Here is a 14963-nt window from a genome sequence, read left to right on the forward strand (position 1 = left end):
CCCGTCGGGGCACACGGTTTCATAACAAGTGGCACAGGCGCAATAATTTTGTGCCGTCCCCGCGATCTCGGCCGGCGCCATGCTGACAGGCTATGTCAAGCCAAAGATAGAACCGGATCAGGCGTCGGCGTTGCGCAAACCGGTCAGCTTGAGCGCGCCAAGCGCCACGAAGCAGAGGGCGACGACCGGGAAGACCAGCCAGTTCAGCATTTCCCAGCCCCAGGCATTGTAGATGGCGCCCGACATCAGCGAGGCGAAGGCGACCGAGCCGAACAGGACGAAGTCGTGGAAACCCTGCACCTTGCTTTTTTCGGACGGAAGGTAGCTGTCGGCGACCATCGCGGTGGCGCCGATGAAGGCGAAATTCCAGCCGAGACCAAGCAGGATCAGCGACGTCCAGAACTGCCACAGATGCAGGCCCGACAACGCCACCGCGGCGCAGCCGACGAGCAGCACCAGGCCAACGGCGACGATACGCTCGGCGCCAAAGCGATGGATCAGCGATCCGGTGAAGAAGCTCGGCGCAAACATCGCCATCACATGCCAGGAAATGCCAAGCGTGGCGTCGTCCGTCGACAGGCCGCAACCGACCATGGCCAGCGGCGCGCCGGTCATGACGAAGCTCATCAGCGCATAGCTGCCGACGGCGCAAAACAAAGCCGCGACGAAACGCGGCCGGGTGACGATATCGAACAGCGGGCGGGCGTCGCTGGACGCCACATCCCTGTGGCCGGGAGCCTTGGCCGGGATGCGCAGCATCCAGAGAATGGCCGCCCCGACCGCTGCCAGCACGGGAATGGCCGCGAAAGACCCGGCAAACATCACCGGCGCCAGCAATTCGCGGGTGAAGATGACGATCTGCGGCCCGAGTACGGCGGTGATGATGCCGCCGGCCAGCACGAAGGAAATGGCGCGCGCCTTGAATTCGGGCGGCGCATTGTCGGCTGCGGCGAAGCGGAACTGCTGGACGAAGGCGCCACCGACGCCGATCACCAGCAGGGCGAAAGCAAACAGCCAGAAGCTTGCCTGGAACAGCGCCAGCGTGGAGATGACACCGCCAAGCGCGGTGACGATAGTGCCGGTCATGAAGCCGCCGCGCTGGCCAAGCCAGCGGATGATGGCGGCAGCCGGCAACGCGCCGAGCGCCACGCCGATGTTGAAGCCGGTGATGGGTGCGGTCGCCAGCGACTTGTCAGGGCCAAGCAGATATTGCCCGGCCAATCCGCCCATGGAAATGGCGATCGGCGCGGCAGAGCCGATGATCGCCTGCGAGGCCGCCAGGATGATCGCCGTGCGGCGCGCTTCCCTTGCCGCGCCGGTATCGATCACGATGCGTCCTTGCCGCGCCCCTCGCCGCGCACGCGGCGCGACACGCGATCGAGCACGGCGTTGGTCAGCTTCGGCTCCTCTTCCTCGTAGAAAGCCTTGGCGATGTCGACATATTCCGAAACGATAACGGCCACCGGCACATCGTCGCGCTTCATCAGTTCATAGACGCCGGCGCGCAGGATGGCGCGCAGCGTCGAATCCAGCCTGGACAGCGGCCAGTCCTCGGTCAGCGCCTGGCGAATGATAGGATCGATGGTCTTCTGGTTCTCGACGACGCCGGTCAGGATGGCGCGAAACCATTGCGCGTCGGCCTCGCGATAAAGCGCGCCGTCGACTTCCTTGCCGAGCCGGAACGCCTCGTATTCCGCCGTGATTTCGAATACGCCGCTGCCGGCCACGTCCATCTGGTAGAGCGCCTGCACGGCTGCCAGACGGGCAGCGCCACGCTTGTTGGCGTGGCGCGGACCGGGCGAAGCGGGTTCGCTCACGATTGCGCTCCCAGTTTCTCTTTGAGCGCGATCATGGTGAGTGCTGCGCGCGCGGCAAAGCCGCCCTTGTCGCCCTCCGAGCGCTTGGCGCGCGTCCAGGCCTGGGCATCGTTCTCTGTGGTTAGGATGCCATTGCCGATGGCGATCGCCTCCTGCACCGACAGATCCATCAGCGCCCGGCTCGATTCATTGGCGACGATGTCGAAGTGGTAGGTGTCGCCACGGATGATGGCACCGAGCGCGACAAAACCGTCATAGTCCTTGCCGCCTTCGCCCATGCCGTCGAGCGCAAAGGTGATCACGGCTGGAATTTCCAGCGAACCGGGAACGGTGACCACGTCATAGGTCGCGCCGGCTTCGTCAAGTGCGGTCGTCGCGCCGTCGAGCAGCGCGTCGGCAAGATCGTCATGGAAACGTGCCTCGATGATCAGAAGGTGAGCCTTCTTCTTCGGGCGGATAAACGCTTTGCCGTGTTGGGATGTGCCAGCCATTGATATCTCCGGGGGTAGCCGGTGACTTAGGCCGAAGCGGCCGCATTCGCAAGCTTTGTCCGACGCTCAGGCCCGGTCTAATTTCCCCGAGTGGCTCAAAGCCCCTCTTTGGCCGCCTCGACCAGCCGCGCGGCGTAGCGGGCCATGGTGTCGATCTCGAGGTTGACCTTGTCGCCCACCTTGCGCTCGCCCCAGGTGGTGACGGTCAGCGAATGGTGGATCAAAAGCACGTCGAAGCGGATGCCTTCGACCTTGTTGACGGTGAGCGAGGTGCCGTCGAGCGCGACGGAGCCTTTTGGCGCGATGAATTTCGCCAGCTCGCGCGGCGCTTCGAGAGTAAAGCGCACCGCATCGCCCTCGTCCTTACGCTCGACGATTTCGGCCATGCCATCGACATGGCCCGAGACAATATGGCCGCCGAGCTCGTCGCCGATCTTCAGCGCCCGCTCGAGATTGACCTTGGTACCCGACTTCCAGCCTGACGCCGTGGTTAGCCGCAAGGCCTCTTCCCAGGCCTCGACCTCGAACCAGCGGGCGTTGGAGCCGCCGTCCGGTAGCGCCGTAACCGTCAGGCAGACACCGCCGCAGGAGATCGAGGCGCCGATGGCGATGCCTTGCGGGTCATAGGCGGTGTCGATGCGCAGGCCGATACCTTCGCTCAGCGGCTTGACGGCCGCGACCGTGCCGACGTCAGTGACAATCCCGGTAAACATCAGAAATCCCTTATCCATTCCGAATAGGCGTCTTCGCCGAAACGCATGTCGCGCAATTTGCGGAAGCCTGCCGGGATATGGTCAGCGTCGATGGGCGATGCAATGCCGCCCTCGCCTATCGCCTCCGGCCCCTGGAACAGCACGATGCGGTCGACCAGCCCCTCGGCGAGGAAGGCGCTGGCGACCCTTGCGCCGCCTTCGACCAGAACGCTGGCCATGCCGAGCGCGCCGAGATCCTCCAGCAGTTCCGGTAGCGCCACGCCGCCTTCATGGGTTTCGGTGCCGATGAAGCGCACGCCGGCGCGCTCCAGCACCGAGCGCCGCAGCGGGTCGGCCTCCAGGCAAGCGGCGACGTAAAGCGGCACCCGGTCGATACCGGAGACCAGTTTCGAGGCTTCCGGCAGCCTGATCTGGCGGTCGAGCACGATGCGCGCCGGCGAGCGGTTCTCCAGCCCCGGCAGCCGCACGGTGAGCGCCGGATCGTCCTCCAGCGCCGTGCCGATGCCGACCAGTATGCCGTCGGCCTCGGCCCGCATCAGATAGACTTCGCGGCGTGCAATATCGCCGGTGATCGCGACCTGGCCGGCGCCGTGCCTGCCGATCTTGCCGTCGCTGGAAAGCGCAAGCTTCAGAATCACTTCCGGGCGCTTCTTCAGCGATCGAATCAGATAGCCGGCCATCTGCTCGGCGGCTTCCGCGGCCAGCACCTTTTCGACCACCTCTACGCCGGCTGCGCGCAAGATGGCGTAGCCTTTGCCGGAAACGCGCGGATCGGGGTCGCTGGCGGCGCCCACGACGCGAGCGACACCGGCATTGACCAGCGCATTGGCGCAAGGCGGGGTGCGGCCGTGGTGGGCGCAGGGCTCCAGCGTGACATAAGCGGTGGCGCCGCGCGCGAGTTCGCCGGCTTCAGCCAGTGCCTCGGTCTCGGCATGCGGCCGGCCGCCGACGGCGGTGACGCCGGTGCCGACGATCATCGGCCCGGCGCCTTCATCGCGAACGATGATCGTGCCGACCGAAGGGTTGGTCGAAGTGCGGCCGGCATTTTTCCGCGACAGCCGCAGCGCGGCTGCCATGAAACGGCGATCGAGAGCTTCCTGTTCGGCTTTGCCAGGCGCTGCCATGCTCAGCCGGCGTCCTCTTCGCTCTTCAGCTCGTCGCCCTTGAGCTCGTCACCTTTGAGCTCCCCCAGCACGTCATGGAAATCCTTGGCCTCGCGGAAATTGCGGTAGACCGAGGCGAAGCGGACATAGGCAACGTCGTCGAGCGACTTCAGCGCCTCCATGACCAGACGGCCGACTTCGCCCGAGGCGATTTCCGTCTCGCCGGAGCTTTCGAGCTGGCGCACGATGCCGGTGACGGCGCGGTCGATGCGCTCGGGATCGACATTGCGCTTGCGCACCGCGATCTCGACCGAACGCAGCAGCTTGTCGCGGTCGAACGGCACTTTGCGGCCGGACTTCTTCACCACAACGAGGTCGCGCAGCTGAACCCGCTCGAAGGTGGTGAAGCGACCACCGCAATCGGGGCAGACGCGCCGCCGGCGGATCGCGGCGCCATCCTCGGCGGGGCGCGAATCCTTCACCTGCGTATCTTCGGATTGGCAATAGGGACAGCGCATGGAGAACCCTGGGGTTGGCGATTCTGGCGGAACGAGAGGCTTAGAGGTTTTTGCCGGGGCGGGCAAAGGCTCGGCAACAGCCGCTCGCGTGCCTCAGAGATAGCGAGGCGCGAGGAAAATTGCCAGCGCCGCCAGATACATCAGGGCGCGACGTCCTTGGTCGGGAAGCCGCAGGACGTTCCGAGATTGCGATAGGCCTTGGTGAAGCCGTCCATCGGAATGCTGGCGACGGTTTGCTTGCCGAACGCCACGTCAAGCGAGATGACCTGGCGCATGGCGCGCAGCAGCGCGAGGCTGGTCTTGGCCTGATTGTCGACCGTCCAGCTCGGGCGTCCGCCGACGGCATCGTTGGAATAGACCGTCGCCGAAACCTTGACGCCGGGATCGCCGAAGGTGGCCGCGATCTTCTTGCCGGTCGGCAGGTCCTTGTTGGCGACCGTGATCATGATGGCCGGATAGGAATCGGGCGGCAGAGCGTCGCCGGTCGAGATGGAAAGCGTCAGCGTGCCCGCATTGCCGCTGTTATCGAGAAAGGCGGTCGAGGCCGCGCAGGTCTTGTGCGAATCCTGGCCAGTGTCGAGCGCATCGATGATGGTGGTCCACTTGCCAAAGGTGGTGGTGGCCGGAATATCCGTGCTCGGCTGCGCCTGCTCCTGGGCAACCGCGCCTGACACAGTGAAGGCTGCAAGCGAGCCGAAGAGCGCCAGAATGGCAGGACGGACCATACGCATCATCAAATCTCCAGTAGACCGCGCCGCCCGGACAGGAGCGGCGCAGAGCGCGGGATAAAAGACGACGCGGGGCGTGCGGTCAACCGAGATAGGGATAGAGCGGGAACCGATCGGTGAGCGCCACGACCTTGGCCTTCACCGCCGCCTCGACTGCGGCATTGCCTTCATCGGAATTGGCGACCTTCAGCCCATCCAGCACTTCGGCGATCAGCTTGCCGATCTCGCGGAACTCGGCCTGGCCGAAGCCGCGCGTGGTGCCGGCCGGCGTGCCGAGGCGAACGCCCGAGGTGACGAAAGGCTTTTCCGGGTCGAACGGGATGCCGTTCTTGTTGCAGGTGATGTTGGCGCGGCCAAGGGCTGCCTCGGCGCGCTTGCCGGTGGCGTTCTTGGGGCGCAGATCGACCAGCATCAGATGGTTGTCGGTGCCACCGGAAACGATGTCGAGGCCGGTTTCCTGGAGGCTCGACGCCAGCGCCTTCGCGTTGGCCGCGACGCTCTCGGCATAGAGTTTGAAGCTCGGCTTGAGCGCCTCGCCGAAGGCAACCGCCTTGGCGGCAATGACATGCATCAGCGGGCCGCCCTGCAGGCCGGGGAACACCGCCGAGTTCATCTTCTTGGCGATGTCCTCGTCATTGCATAGGATCATGCCGCCGCGCGGGCCGCGCAGCGACTTGTGCGTCGTGGTGGTGACGACATGGGCATGCGGCAATGGCGAGGGATGCACGCCGCCGGCGACGAGGCCGGCAATGTGGGCCATGTCGACCATCAGATAGGCGCCGACCGCGTCGGCGATCTCGCGAAAGCGCTTCCAGTCCCAGATGCGCGAATAGGCCGTGCCGCCGGCCAGGATCAGCTTCGGCTTGGTCTCATGCGCGGTCTTCTCGATGGCGTCCATGTCGAGCAGATGGTCTTCCTTGCGCACGCCGTAGGAGACGACCTTGAACCATTTGCCGCTCATGTTGACGGGCGAGCCGTGGGTCAAATGGCCGCCGGAATTTAAATCGAGGCCCATGAAGGTGTCGCCGGGCTGCAAGAGCGCCAGGAACACCGCCTGGTTCATCTGGCTGCCGGAGTTCGGCTGGACGTTGGCAAAATTGCAGCCAAACAGCTTCTTGGCGCGCTCGATGGCGAGTTCTTCGGCGACATCGACGAACTGGCAGCCGCCATAGTAGCGCTTGCCCGGATAGCCCTCGGCGTACTTGTTGGTCATGATCGAGCCCTGCGCCTCGAGCACGGCCCGCGAAACGATGTTTTCCGAGGCGATCAGCTCGATCTCATGGCGCTGGCGGCCGAGTTCGTTGCGGATGGCGCCGAAAATCTCCGGATCGGCATCTTCCAGCGTGGTTTCGAAGAAGGATTCAAATTTGTTCGACGCTGCCGCTGCAGTTGCCATGGCCTGAAATCCTCCGGTTCGGGTCAATTTATCTATACATATCTTTCACCCAAAACCGCTGCGCAGCCTCAGGCGACATGCATTGCCGCGCCATTAACACAGTTGTTTTGGCCTCGCCACGTTTGCGGCGCGAAATTTGCTGGCCGGTTTGCGCCAAGACAGCCTGTTGCCGCGAACTATTGCGGCGCGCGCCCCCTCAGCACCGCTTCGGAGAAGGCGATTTCAGTAAACAGCTTGCGCGCCGTGTGATCGTTGATGTCGCCGCGGCGGAGCATTTTCTGCAGCTCCGCGCGTTCCGCCTCGATTCCTGCAATCCTGAGTTCGGCCTCCAGCCGCCCGCTATCGCGGGCATCGGCACTCGCTTCGTCGCCGACGTCGGACAGAGCAATACGGCGCCGGTAAATGGAAACGACGCTCTCGGCGATGGCGAGCCTCATGTCGGCCGCCTCGCCCTCGCCGCCATCGCTGGCGAGGCTTTCGACCCTGGCTATGGCCGCATTGGCGGCGCCGACCCGTGCCAGTCGCTCCTCGGCCGCACCGGGGTCGTCGCCGGGCTCGACGAGACCACGCGCGATGGCCGGCAGAGTGAGGCTGGCGATCGCCAGCGAGCAGATGATGACGCCGGCGGCGAGGAAAATGACCAGGTCGCGGGCCGGAAAGGGCGAGCCATCCTGCAGGCTGAGTGGCAGCGAAAGAATGCCGGCGAGCGTGATCGCGCCGCGCACGCCGGCCACCGATCCCGCCAGCCTGACGCGAAAGCCGAAGGGCTGCGACTTGCGCTTGCCGAGCCGCGCGGCGATGCCGGCGCCGATGTCGCCGATCCATATCCAGGCGAAGCGCAGGCCGATCAGGCAGAGCGTCAGCAAAAGTACGGTCAATGCCGGCTCGAACAGCCAGTGCCGGGTGGTCAACTCCGGCGGCACCTTGCGGATGATATCGGGAAGCTGCAGGCCAAGCAGGATGAAAAGCGCGCCGTTGAACATGAAGGTCAACATCGACCAGAGCGAGAATGTCTGGATCCGAGCCGAGAGCGCCATGTAACGCACAATGCCGGAATATCCGGTCAAGAGACCGGCGGTGACCGCCGCCAGAATGCCCGAGCCACCGAAATGCTCGGCGATGAGATAGGCGACGAAGGGCAGCAGGAGGATGACGAGCACTTGCGCTTCCGGCGGCGTGGTCGTGATGCGGCTGAGGATCTGCAACGCCTTTGCGGCGATGAACAGCGCGGCTATGCCGGCCACGATGCCGATCGCCACGGCATAGAGGAAACTCAACGATGCGTTGGCGAAGGAAAAGCTGCCCGTCAGCGCCGCGGCGACGGCGAAGCGGAACATCACCAGGCCCGACGCGTCATTGAGCAGCGATTCGCCTTCCAGAATGTGCATCAGCCGCGCTGGCACGACAGTGCGGTCGACGATCGATGACACGGCAACCGCATCGGTGGGCGACAGGACGGCAGCCAAAGCGAAGGCGACCACCAGCGGGATGCTCGGCACCAGCCAGTGCAAGGCGTAGCCGAAGCCGACGATGGTGAAAAAGACCAGCCCGATGGCGAGATCGAGGATCGGGCTGCGCAATGCGATGAGTTCGCGCTTCGGCGCCGAGAACGCATCGCCGAACAAAAGCGGCGGAATGAACACCAGCAGGAAAAGCTCGGGCTCGATCTCGAAGTGAATGCCCCGCGCCGGCCATGCCAGGGCGGCGCCAATGGCGATCTGCAGCACCGGCAGCGGTACGCGCACCAGCCGCACCAGCGCGCCGGACAGGGTCACGAAGGCGAGCACGACAAGAGCGAAGACAGCTACGTCCATGGCACGATTCCGGCTGTTTACCGGACCATGCGCAATTGCCGCCGATCCGTCCAGCCGAGGCGGCGGATCAGGCGAACAGAGCTGCCGCAGTCGAACAATGGGGCGATCAGCTGTGCGGTCGTTCGGTGGCAAGAAGCCGGAAATGCGCCCCGAGGGCCCCCACACCCGGGCTGGATCCTTCGCCGCAGTGGCGGCGTCGGTCAGCCCCAAATCGGGGCGCATCCGGCGGCAGCTCGCGACCCCATGAGCGCCAGCCAAACAGAATGAAAACGGCCGGCACCCGGCGTCAGCGCAAGGCTGCCTTTGGGGCACCGAGTGGCCGGCCCCACGCCGAGGCTCAGGAATCGGCGTGGCAAGAGCAGAAACATCATGCCGGCCTCAGCCTCCCTGCCGCTGGGGTAAGTCGGTGCCGTGCCCTTCCTGATAAGCGAGCATTTGGCCGCGGTAACCTCTCGAAAACGAGGGGTTGACAGGCCCTCTGAACCGCAAGCCGCCTTGCCGGCGGGGCTCTGCCATGTCACCTTGCATGGCGGCTTGCGGACGGGGGTTCGATCGATGCTGTCACGGATCATGGCGGATGCCGAAACGGCCTTCGCGGCGCAGACGGCCGAGGACGCCAGCGTCAAATTCTTCGCGGCGATGAAAGATCTCGGCGCCTCCTATCTGCAGACGCGACTCTACCGGCGTCCAACGGCGACGCTGACATCGGCCAGCCATTGGGCAGCCGGCGGCTTCATCGCGCGGCTGGCGCCGGCGAACTGGCCGGGAAGCCCGGCCTTCGACTATGTCTGCCTGGAGTGCAACCCACTGCTGACGGCGATCCGCGAAAGCCGGACGCGCTACAGCTTCAGCGATTTTGCGCCTCGCGACGGGAAGGAATTCGGCATCTATTGGGACGCGCTCAGCGAAGCCGACATCCATGACGCGCTGTGCGCCACCTCCTACGGCGCCGACGGCGTCATCGCTTCGCTGCATCTTGGCTTCCACGAGCGGGATTTTTCTCACGACGAACGCTTCGCCATCCAGATGGCGGGCCTTGTGCTGACCGAAAGGCTGATGGAACTCACCACCCCGCCGCCAACGGCCGCCATCCGGCTGACGGAGCGCGAACGCGACAGCCTGGCGCTCGTCGCCGAGGGCAAGACCGACTGGGAAATCTCGGTGATCCTCGGCATCGCCCAGGCGACAGTGCGCTTTCACGTCGACAATGCGCGCCGCAAGCTCGGCGCCGTCAACCGCGCGCAAGCTGTGGCAAGACTGGTCAACCAGCGGCTGATCTAAAAGCTCTTCAGCAAAAGAAAAGGCCGCCTCGAAGGCGGCCTTTTGTGCAAAAATATCAACAGCTTATAGCGAAGATGTAATCTGTAGTTCGCTGGCGCCATCGAGTGCGTAGACATCGTCGCGGAACTGCACCACGCCCGGTCCCGTCGACCATGCCGACAGATAGAGGAAGTGGACCGGCACCGGGTTGACGACCTGGACGGGCGTGTTCTCACCGGTCTTGATGGTCGCCTCGAAATGCTGGCGGTCCCAACCGGGAGTGTCGCGCAGGATCCAGGTGACGAGATCACGCACGTTCTGGACGCGCACGCAGCCCGAGGAATCAAAGCGCATCATCTTGCCGAACAGGCTTTGCTGCGGCGTGTCGTGCATGTAGACGCCATCCGGGCTCGGGAAGTTGATCTTGACAGAGGCCATGGCGTTGCCGGAGCCCGGATCCTGGCGGAAGCGGTATTTTGCGGCATCGTCCGTCGACCAGTCGACATTCATCGGGTCGACTTCGCTGCCATCCGGCGCGAACAGGCGGATATGGCTGTCGGTGAGGTAGCTGGGGTTCTTCCGCATCAGCGGAATGATGTCCTTGCGCACGATCGAGACCGGCGCATTCCAGTAGGGATTGACGATGATCTCGTTGATCTTGGAATTGACCACCGGCGTCTGGCGGTCGATCTTGCCGACGATTGCGGTGTGGCGCAGCACAACGCGGTCGTTCTCGACCGCCTCGATCTGTGCCGCCGGAATGTCGACCAGCACATAACGGCTACCCAAGGTGCCGGCCTTTTCGCGCAGACGCTGCAGATTGGTCTCCAGCTGGCCGAGCCGGATCTGCGCCGAAATGTTCATCGCGGCGTAGGTGTATTTGCCCATGGAGCCGTCGGCCGGCAGGCCGTGGCGGGTCTGGAAGCGCTTGACCGCCGCGTCGACATAGGAATCGAACGACGTCGAAATGCCGGCGCTCTGCGCCAGATCGCCCGAAATCATCAGCCGCTTGCGCAGCGGCACGACATCCGGATCGTCGACGCCGAGCTCCAGCTTCTTGGTCGCCGGAACGTCTTGCCAACCGCCCTGGGCGACAATGTTCTGGTACTGCGCAACCGCCTGTTCGGTGAAGGCGACCGTCTGCAGGCTGAAGATCGGCAGGGTCGAGGCAACCTTGCCGCCTTCCGAGGCGCGGGCGTCGAACTGGTCGTCCCAATTGCCGCGGCCCGAGGATTTCAGGATATCGTCAATGACGTCCTGCGCGCTGGCGGCATTGGCGACCATGGCGACGGCGAGCGCGGAGGCTCCGGAAAGGAAAAAGCGGCGGCTGGTTCTCATCGACGTTCCAGACATTCTTGTAGCGTTTGGCGCGTAGCGTTCGGCTACTTGCACGATCATTTGGGCGATATCGCCCGCACTCTAAAGTTGGCACTGTTAACAATTAGCCAACCATGACCTGCATCACTTAGCCGTGAAAAGCGGACCGCGATGCGAGATTGCGGGGCGCGCTGATGGCTTTCGCCACGCATCACCCGCAACCCTCGCTTCCACCGCGAATATGGCGGCAACGTGGCTTTGCGTTGAATTTGGATCCACCGGCGATCTGAAACGGAGGGGCCGTGCCTTTTCGGCACCGTTCCCTGACTGTTCCCTCAAAGCCCCAAGTCTCGCTGGTCCCGCTCAGTCCCTAGGGTTGTTTTCCAGCTCCGAACAGCGCTGCAACACCTGGTTTTCCGGATAGCGCAGCAGCTTGTTGTCATCGAGCTTGAGCAGCAGCGTTCGTCTTTTGTCGACGCTCTGCTCGTCGTCCGAGCAAGTCATGTCGAGAATGATGGCGTCCAGGCCTTTCAGTTTTTGGACTTTCTGGACGCTGCAAGCGACTTCCCACATATCGGCCGATTTGTTGGTGAACGTGACGATGGAATCATTGTTGTCGCAGGGGCTCGAGCCTTCACTGGCGAAGGCGCCTTGCCACCACTCCTCGGCAAACGCCATTTGCGGCACAGCCAGGAGCACCATTGCTACCGCATAAATTTTGAAATTGATGCCCAAGAGCATGTCGTCCCCCCAAGCCGTCGACATTAGGCATTGCGGGAGCGAAAGCAAACCGCAGCCAGTACGGCAGCATGGCCAGTTGGCGATCGTCGCCCTGGTCGCAAAAAAGGACCGGCGCCCCCGGCGCCGGTCCTTCATTTGCTTTTCCCCGGCCGCGCTTCTTTTGGCGCGGCTTGCGATCCCTCGCCCCTCACATCCGGTAGGCGATGGTGTCGTTCCAGAAGCGGTCGAGGCGCTGCAGCGCGCGATTCATCTGCTTGAACTCTTCGCTGTTGATGCCGCCGACCTGTTCGATGGAGCCGACATGGCGCTCATAAAGACCGGCGACGACGTCGGCAACTTCATTACCCTTCGGCGTCAGCGAGACGCGGACCGAACGGCGATCGATGCGCGAGCGCTGGTGGTTGATGAAGCCGAGATCGACCAGCTTCTTCAGATTGTAGGAGACGTTCGACCCGAGATAGTAGCCACGCGAGCGCAGCTCGCCGGCGGTCAGCTCGGAATTGCCGATGTTGAACAGAAGCAGCGCCTGGATGGCATTGATGTCGGAACGGCCATTGCGGTCGAATTCGTCCTTGATCACGTCAAGCAGACGGCGATGCAGACGCTCCACCAGCTGCAGCGATTCCATGTAAAGCGTACGGATAGCCTCGCGGCGATCGTCGGATACGTTGGCGGTCTTCGCCGCCGGACGCGAATTGATCATTGTCTTTGCCTCTCGTTTGTCGCCTGGTGATTTTTTGTTTTTCACCTTGATCGCGACACTATCGAATACTCATAAAATTCGACTTAAACGCTAGGGCTAACAAGAGCTTACCGGTAATAGGTTTCGGAAGACGCTTAACGAACGGTCACCCGAGCAAGGATAATTAACCTAAAGATTTAGCCAATGGCGGCGGGGCGGCGTTTCAGGCGCGCGCGGGGCGTTTCTGCATCCAGATCACGACGCGAAAGACGATGTAGAGCAGCGCCACCGCGAAGTGCGAAAACAGGATCAGCGGCCGGTGGCCGAACAGATCGGGAAAGCCGGCATACATGATGATCTCGGTGACGGCGCAGATGAACCAGATCACCGGGCCCCAGGACGCCAGCATCCACAGGCCGGCCGCGGCGAAGGGAAAGAACACGGCCAGCATCACCGCCGCGACCTGCCAGTGCACCGGCATCAGGTCGAAGCGCCACAGCGAGCCGGGATAAAAGCCGATCAGCCGGATCCAGTACAGAATGCCGAACAAGAGGCAGTAGCCGGCGATGACGCGCTGGAACCAGGCGAAGATGATTTCGACGCCCGAGGGCTGCAGCACGATGCGCCGCGACGTGACCTCGCTCACAATTCGAGCTCCCGTTCGAGCGGCGCGAAATAGACGTCGACCGAAGCCGCATCGACCTCGGCCAAGGTCGCCGGCCGCCATTGCGGCGTCGAGCCCTTATCGACGATGACGGCGCGGATGCCTTCATAGAAGTCGTGGCCCGCCAGCATCCGGTTGAGGATACGGAATTCCATCCTCATGCAGGCTTCCATCGACAAGGTCAGCCCGGCGCTGATCTGGCGCCACGCGACATTGAGGCTGGTCGGCGAGCGAGAGCGGATCGTGGCGAGCGTCTTAGCGGCAAATTCGTCGGCGCCGGCTGCCCGCTCCAGGCTGTCGAGGATTTCGGCCAGCGAAGGTTGGGCAAAATGGTGGGCGATCGCTTCCAGCACCGGCTGGGCGGTCTCGCGCTTGGCCGGCACGAAAAAGCCGCGCAGCACCGATTCCGGGTCGCCATTGGCGCAGAGCCGGTCGAGGAAGGCAGACTGGTCTTGAGCCTTGATGGTGTGGGTGGCAAGGCCGGACCACAGCGCATCGCCGTAGCGGATGCGGTTGCCGGTCAGCGCCAGATACATGCCAAAACTACCGCCGAGGTCCGGCAACAGATGGCTGCCGCCGACATCGGGGAAAAAGCCGATGCCGACTTCGGGCATGGCGAACTGGGCGTTCTCGGTCAGCACGCGCTGCGAGCCGTGGAATGAGATGCCGACGCCGCCGCCCATGACGATGCCGTCGATCAGCGCGACATAGGGCTTTTTGTAACTGTTGATGCGGGCGTTGAGCCGGTATTCGTCGGCGAAGAACTCGACTGGCGGCTTTCCGGCCCGCGCCTCATAGACGTGCATGATGTCGCCGCCGGCGGAGAACGCCCTGCCCTCGGCCTTGACGATGACGACATCGACGCCGGCATCGTGCTCAAAGGCGTCGAGCGCCTTGTCCAGCGCCTTGATCATGCGGTGGGTGAGCGCATTGAGCGCCTGCGGCCGCGTCAACGTGACGACGCCTGCCTTGCCCAATCGTTCGAAGCGGATCTCGTCGCCGCCGCCAAAATCCATCGTCAGAGATTCCCTCCCCGCGCCTGCGGGACTGAAGTGCTAAAGGTGGCGCATGGGTGCGTCAACCGGCGGAGGTGGTTTCGATCTTCGCTGCGGGACGCGACCGTGCTTTATCGTCGGTCAAAATGCGGGCAAAGCTGCCGGCGAAACACCACCTCAGTTACCAGCCTGTTTGTGACCCAAGGGGCGAAACGATGACGCTTGAAACCGCAACGCCGGGCTGGGAGATGCCGAAAAAGTTCGACCCGAACGATGTGCTCAGCCGCCCGCTGATGGCCAATCTGGCGACGGTGACCGCGGATGGCGCGCCGCGCAACGCGCCGATGTGGTTCATCTGGGAGGATGATGCGATCTGGCTGCTCGGCTCGACCGAGGCTAGTGCTGTCAAGCACCTCGAACGCGACCCGCGCTGCGCGGTGGAGATCGTCTATTTCGACAATGAGGCCGGCATCCTGCTGCATCTCGGCCTGCGTGGCGCCGCCACCATCGAGCCGATGGACCCCGAACGCTTCAAACGGCTGCTGCACAAATATCTGGGTCCCGAGGTAGACTGGAACCGCTGGTTCATCGACACCGTGGCCGACATCGACCATCCGAACGGCCGCCTGATCCGGCTCGCACCGGCCAGCAGCTTCACCAACAACGTGTCGTTCTTCAAAACCGGGCCGGAGCTGGCGTGGCCGCCGAAGGCGTAAGCGCAGCA

Annotated in this window: 16 protein-coding genes; 2 read left to right on the plus strand and 14 right to left on the minus strand. The window is 63.7% G+C overall.

Annotated features, from left to right (window positions below; genetic code table 11):
• Nucleotides 1-117 precede the first annotated feature (117 nt).
• The 9 genes from AC1DYJ_RS22060 to AC1DYJ_RS22100 all read right to left on the minus strand — a co-directional run bounded on the left by AC1DYJ_RS22060 (nucleotide 118) and on the right by AC1DYJ_RS22100 (nucleotide 8580).
• The gene (locus tag AC1DYJ_RS22060) at nucleotides 118-1332 is read right to left on the minus strand and encodes an MFS transporter (RefSeq protein WP_477288991.1); all 1215 of its coding nucleotides are present in this window, start codon (nucleotides 1330-1332) and stop codon (nucleotides 118-120) included.
• A complete protein-coding gene (nusB, locus tag AC1DYJ_RS22065; RefSeq protein WP_112562963.1) occupies nucleotides 1326-1817 on the minus strand; it encodes a transcription antitermination factor NusB in 492 nt (163 codons plus the stop codon). The genes AC1DYJ_RS22060 and nusB overlap by 7 nt, the downstream gene beginning before the upstream one ends.
• Nucleotides 1814-2308 carry a 6,7-dimethyl-8-ribityllumazine synthase gene (gene ribH / locus AC1DYJ_RS22070; protein ID WP_477288953.1) on the minus strand — a complete coding sequence of 165 codons (495 nt, stop codon included), beginning with the start codon at nucleotides 2306-2308 and terminating at the stop codon, nucleotides 1814-1816. The genes nusB and ribH overlap by 4 nt, the downstream gene beginning before the upstream one ends.
• 95 nt (nucleotides 2309-2403) lie before the next feature.
• Nucleotides 2404-3021, minus strand: coding sequence for a riboflavin synthase (locus tag AC1DYJ_RS22075; protein WP_477288951.1), 618 nt, complete (start codon nucleotides 3019-3021; stop codon nucleotides 2404-2406).
• A complete protein-coding gene (ribD, locus tag AC1DYJ_RS22080; protein ID WP_477288949.1) occupies nucleotides 3021-4145 on the minus strand; it encodes a bifunctional diaminohydroxyphosphoribosylaminopyrimidine deaminase/5-amino-6-(5-phosphoribosylamino)uracil reductase RibD in 1125 nt (374 codons plus the stop codon). Before ribD ends, AC1DYJ_RS22075 begins: the two co-directional genes overlap by 1 nt.
• Nucleotides 4146-4147: 2 nt before the next feature.
• Nucleotides 4148-4642 carry a transcriptional regulator NrdR gene (gene nrdR / locus AC1DYJ_RS22085; RefSeq protein WP_023669351.1) on the minus strand — a complete coding sequence of 165 codons (495 nt, stop codon included), beginning with the start codon at nucleotides 4640-4642 and terminating at the stop codon, nucleotides 4148-4150.
• 140 nt (nucleotides 4643-4782) lie between these two features.
• Nucleotides 4783-5376, minus strand: a complete 594-nt coding sequence (locus AC1DYJ_RS22090) for an invasion associated locus B family protein (protein ID WP_477288947.1) — start codon at nucleotides 5374-5376, stop codon at nucleotides 4783-4785.
• Nucleotides 5377-5452: 76 nt separating this feature from the next.
• Nucleotides 5453-6766 carry a serine hydroxymethyltransferase gene (gene glyA / locus AC1DYJ_RS22095; RefSeq protein ID WP_135900836.1) on the minus strand — a complete coding sequence of 438 codons (1314 nt, stop codon included), beginning with the start codon at nucleotides 6764-6766 and terminating at the stop codon, nucleotides 5453-5455.
• A gap of 176 nt (nucleotides 6767-6942) precedes the next feature.
• Nucleotides 6943-8580, minus strand: coding sequence for a Na+/H+ antiporter (locus tag AC1DYJ_RS22100; RefSeq protein ID WP_477288945.1), 1638 nt, complete (start codon nucleotides 8578-8580; stop codon nucleotides 6943-6945).
• 555 nt (nucleotides 8581-9135) lie between these two features.
• On the opposite strand from AC1DYJ_RS22100, the gene AC1DYJ_RS22105 reads away from it, so the two are divergent.
• Nucleotides 9136-9861, plus strand: coding sequence for a helix-turn-helix transcriptional regulator (locus AC1DYJ_RS22105; RefSeq protein WP_477288943.1), 726 nt, complete (start codon nucleotides 9136-9138; stop codon nucleotides 9859-9861).
• A gap of 63 nt (nucleotides 9862-9924) precedes the next feature.
• On the opposite strand, the gene AC1DYJ_RS22110 is transcribed toward AC1DYJ_RS22105, so the two are convergent.
• The 5 genes from AC1DYJ_RS22110 to AC1DYJ_RS22130 form a co-directional block, all read right to left on the minus strand.
• Nucleotides 9925-11178 (minus strand): L,D-transpeptidase family protein, encoded by a 1254-nt coding sequence (locus AC1DYJ_RS22110; RefSeq protein ID WP_477288941.1) that lies wholly within the window; start codon nucleotides 11176-11178, stop codon nucleotides 9925-9927.
• A gap of 342 nt (nucleotides 11179-11520) precedes the next feature.
• Nucleotides 11521-12033 (minus strand): hypothetical protein, encoded by a 513-nt coding sequence (locus tag AC1DYJ_RS22115; RefSeq protein ID WP_477288939.1) that lies wholly within the window; start codon nucleotides 12031-12033, stop codon nucleotides 11521-11523.
• A gap of 52 nt (nucleotides 12034-12085) precedes the next feature.
• Nucleotides 12086-12601, minus strand: a complete 516-nt coding sequence (gene ldtR / locus AC1DYJ_RS22120; protein WP_112562982.1) for a transcriptional regulator LdtR — start codon at nucleotides 12599-12601, stop codon at nucleotides 12086-12088.
• A 202-nt stretch (nucleotides 12602-12803) separates the two neighbouring features.
• Nucleotides 12804-13226: a DUF6163 family protein gene (locus AC1DYJ_RS22125; protein ID WP_477288937.1), complete on the minus strand. Its 423-nt coding sequence runs from the start codon at nucleotides 13224-13226 to the stop codon at nucleotides 12804-12806.
• Complete coding sequence (locus AC1DYJ_RS22130; RefSeq protein WP_477288935.1) at nucleotides 13223-14260, minus strand: enoyl-CoA hydratase/isomerase family protein; 1038 nt, start codon at nucleotides 14258-14260, stop codon at nucleotides 13223-13225. The genes AC1DYJ_RS22125 and AC1DYJ_RS22130 overlap by 4 nt, the downstream gene beginning before the upstream one ends.
• 194 nt (nucleotides 14261-14454) lie before the next feature.
• On the opposite strand from AC1DYJ_RS22130, the gene AC1DYJ_RS22135 reads away from it, so the two are divergent.
• Entirely contained in the window at nucleotides 14455-14955 is a 501-nt protein-coding gene (locus tag AC1DYJ_RS22135; RefSeq protein ID WP_477288933.1) for a pyridoxamine 5'-phosphate oxidase family protein, read from the plus strand.
• The last annotated feature ends 8 nt before the right edge of the window (nucleotides 14956-14963 follow it).

This window comes from Mesorhizobium sp. P2_B11, assembly GCF_056404855.1.

What these genes read in the sequence shown, in the direction of transcription:
- ribH (WP_477288953.1), bottom strand. Translation starts at nt 2,308, where the DNA reads ATGGCTGGCACATCCCAACACGGCAAAGCGTTTATCCGCCCGAAGAAG.
- AC1DYJ_RS22075 (WP_477288951.1), bottom strand. Translation starts at nt 3,021, where the DNA reads ATGTTTACCGGGATTGTCACTGACGTCGGCACGGTCGCGGCCGTCAAG.
- ribD (WP_477288949.1), bottom strand. Translation starts at nt 4,145, where the DNA reads ATGGCAGCGCCTGGCAAAGCCGAACAGGAAGCTCTCGATCGCCGTTTC.
- nrdR (WP_023669351.1), bottom strand. Translation starts at nt 4,642, where the DNA reads ATGCGCTGTCCCTATTGCCAATCCGAAGATACGCAGGTGAAGGATTCG.
- AC1DYJ_RS22090 (WP_477288947.1), bottom strand. Translation starts at nt 5,376, where the DNA reads ATGATGCGTATGGTCCGTCCTGCCATTCTGGCGCTCTTCGGCTCGCTT.
- glyA (WP_135900836.1), bottom strand. Translation starts at nt 6,766, where the DNA reads ATGGCAACTGCAGCGGCAGCGTCGAACAAATTTGAATCCTTCTTCGAA.
- AC1DYJ_RS22100 (WP_477288945.1), bottom strand. Translation starts at nt 8,580, where the DNA reads ATGGACGTAGCTGTCTTCGCTCTTGTCGTGCTCGCCTTCGTGACCCTG.
- AC1DYJ_RS22105 (WP_477288943.1), top strand. Translation starts at nt 9,136, where the DNA reads ATGCTGTCACGGATCATGGCGGATGCCGAAACGGCCTTCGCGGCGCAG.
- AC1DYJ_RS22110 (WP_477288941.1), bottom strand. Translation starts at nt 11,178, where the DNA reads ATGAGAACCAGCCGCCGCTTTTTCCTTTCCGGAGCCTCCGCGCTCGCC.
- AC1DYJ_RS22115 (WP_477288939.1), bottom strand. Translation starts at nt 12,033, where the DNA reads ATGAAGGACCGGCGCCGGGGGCGCCGGTCCTTTTTTGCGACCAGGGCG.
- ldtR (WP_112562982.1), bottom strand. Translation starts at nt 12,601, where the DNA reads ATGATCAATTCGCGTCCGGCGGCGAAGACCGCCAACGTATCCGACGAT.
- AC1DYJ_RS22130 (WP_477288935.1), bottom strand. Translation starts at nt 14,260, where the DNA reads ATGGATTTTGGCGGCGGCGACGAGATCCGCTTCGAACGATTGGGCAAG.
- AC1DYJ_RS22135 (WP_477288933.1), top strand. Translation starts at nt 14,455, where the DNA reads ATGACGCTTGAAACCGCAACGCCGGGCTGGGAGATGCCGAAAAAGTTC.